The sequence below is a fragment of the Nonomuraea sp. NPDC050643 genome (assembly GCF_040654715.1).
Classification (GTDB): Bacteria; Actinomycetota; Actinomycetes; order Streptosporangiales; family Streptosporangiaceae; genus Nonomuraea.
The window spans coordinates 1-2,244 of sequence record NZ_JBFAIM010000167.1; the positions used below are offsets into that span (position 1 = coordinate 1).

General features: G+C 70.0%; 1 protein-coding gene. It reads right to left on the reverse strand.

Annotation, left to right across the window (positions count from 1 at the left end; all coding sequences use genetic code 11):
* Positions 1–2,214: amino acid adenylation domain-containing protein (locus AB0I15_RS66720; RefSeq protein WP_358121143.1), on the reverse strand; the 2,214-nt coding region annotated here is incomplete at its 3' end.
* Between the last annotated feature and the right edge of the window lie 30 nt (positions 2,215–2,244).

Below are 2,244 nucleotides of genomic sequence, written 5' to 3' on the forward strand. Positions count from 1 at the left end.
CACCCTCTCGTCGAGCGAGTGCCGCGCCCCCGTGACCGGACGGTCGTCCTCCGGCTCGGGCTCGGCCAGCGCCATCCGATCGACCTTGCCGGTCGTGGTCAGCGCGAACGTCTCGGAGATCACAAAGCGCGCCGGGATCATGAAATCCGGCAGCTTCGCCCGCAAGGCGGCCCGGATCTCCTCGACGTCCAGCGCCGCGCGAGGCGACGGCAGCAGGTAGGCCACGAGATCGTGATCGCCGCCCGGCTGGGGAAACCCCTTGACGACGGCGTCGGCCACCCCGGGGACGCGGTGCAGGACGCGTTCGATCTCACCGAACTCGACCCGCTGACCACGGACCTTCACCTGGTGATCCCGACGACCCAGAACCTCCAACTGACCATCCGGACGCCACCGGCCCAGATCACCCGTCCGATACACCCGCCCCCCACGCCCAGGCTCCACCGGATTCACCCCGAGAAACGCCCGAGCCGACCCACCCACCCCATGCAGATACCCACGACCCACCGCCACCCCGGCCACCACGATCTCACCCTTCACACCGACCGGAACCGGCCGGAAAGCATCATCGACCACGTACACCGACGTGTTCGCGATCGGGCCACCGGTCGGCGTGACCAGGCCGTCCGGAACCCGTGTCCTGGGGTGCATGACGTCGTCGGCGGTCTCGGTCGCACCGTAGGCATTGGACAGCGGCACCTCAGGAAAACGGGCATACCACCGCTCGACCAGGACCGGCTTGAGCGGCTCCGCGTTCAGCACCACGTGACGAAGGCCGGCCAGGACCGTGCCGGGTGCTGGATCCTGCAGGTCCAGCTCGTCCAGGAGGACCGCCAGGAAGCTCGGGACGAGCTCGATCAGGGTCGCGGTCCGGTCGTCCAGCACCGTCAAGAAGGCCTTCGGGTCGGTGATCTCGGCGTCGGAGGGCACCAGTACCCGGCCGCCGGCCAGCAGCGGTGCGAAGAACTGCCAGATCGCCACGTCGACGGAGACCGGAGCGTTCTGCACCAGCAGCGTGCTGGGGCCGACCTCGTAGGAGTCCGTCTTGGCCAGCACGTGGTTGAGCATCGAGCGGTGCTCGATCACGATGCCCTTCGGCTCGCCGGTCGAGCCGGAGGTGAACATGACGTACGCGGCCGTGTCCAGGCCGGCGAACGTACCTGCCGCGTCCTGGCCCTCTCCCCCGTCGTCGGCTTCGGCCGACAGGTCGGCGAACCTGAGCCACCGGTAGTCCGGCAGCCTGTCGGTGGGCTCGTCGCAGAGCACCACCTCGACCCCGGCCAGTTCCAGCATCCGGGCATGACGCTCGATCGGATGTCTCGGCTCCAACGGCACATAGGCCGCACCGGCCTTCCACACGGCCAGCAGCGCCACCAGGAACCGCTCCGAGCGCGGCAGCCGCACTCCGACGAAGGTCTCGATGCCGGGATGCGACGGCAGCGCGCGCCGCAGCCCTCGCGCCAGCCGGTTCGCCCGGGCGTCCAGTTCGCCGTAGGTCAGTTCGCGTCCGTCGCAGATCACCGCCACGCGACCGGGGTCCATGGCCGCCCGAGCCGCGAACAGCTCCGCGACGGTCGTCGAGCCGAGATCCACCTCTGGGCCGCGGCCCCATTCCAGGGTTCGTGCCCGGTCGGCGTCCGGCTCTGGGCGCTCCGCCAGGTCCTGGCCGCCGCCCGCCGCCAGCGCGTCGGCGAGATCGCGCAGGATCGGGTGGTCGAAGACGGTCATCACCGGCACCTCGGCCCCGATCGCCGCGCGCAGCCGCTGCGACAGCCTGACCGCCGCGATGGAGTTCCCGCCCAGGGCGAAGAAGTCGTCGTCGATGCCGACCCGGTCGACGCCGAACAGCGACGCGACCGCGGAGAGCACCCTCTCGTCGAGCGAGTGCCGCGCCCCCGTGACCGGACGGTCGTCCTCCGGCTCGGGCTCGGCCAGCGCCATCCGATCGACCTTGCCGGTCGCGTTGAGGACCAGCGAGTCCAGGACCACCATCCTGGCGGGGACCATGTAATCCGGCAGTTTCGCGCGCAACGCGGCCTGGATCGCCGCCACGTCCAGGACCGCTCCCGGAGAGGGCACGAGGTAACCCACCAGATAGGTGTCACCGGTGGCGACCGCCTCGAACGCCTTGACGATCGCGTTGGTGACACCGGGGACGCGGTGCAGGACGCGTTCGATCTCACCGAACTCGACCCGCTGACCACGGACCTTCACCTGGTGATCCCGACGACCCAGAACCTCCAA